The sequence below is a fragment of the Pseudomonas sp. RIT-562 genome (genome assembly GCF_026241895.1).
GTDB classification, from domain to species: domain Bacteria; phylum Pseudomonadota; class Gammaproteobacteria; order Pseudomonadales; family Pseudomonadaceae; genus Aquipseudomonas; species Aquipseudomonas mandelii_F.
On sequence record NZ_JAPJIV010000089.1, the window covers coordinates 1 to 251 of the forward strand.

1 protein-coding gene is annotated in these 251 nt (G+C 59.0%); it reads left to right on the top strand.

Annotation, left to right across the window (positions count from 1 at the left end; all coding sequences use genetic code 11):
• Positions 1–251: immunoglobulin-like domain-containing protein (locus tag ORL50_RS28890; RefSeq protein WP_266020123.1), on the top strand; the 251-nt coding region annotated here is incomplete at both ends.

The window sequence follows — 251 nt, forward strand, 5'->3', positions numbered from 1 at the left end:
CGCTGGAAAACCCAACCATTGGTGGCCCAGCATCGGTAACCATCGGCGACACCACCAGTGAAGTGTTTGCGACCCTGACGGCGGATAAAACCACCGTAGCTGAAGGCGGTTCGGTGACTTACACCGTGACCCTGACCACCAGCACCGGCTTGCCACTGACCAACCATCCGGAGCTCACTTTCAAGCTCACCGACGGTACGTTGATCAAAGTCCCGGCTAACAGCGTTACCGGCCAGGCGACTATCACCGCC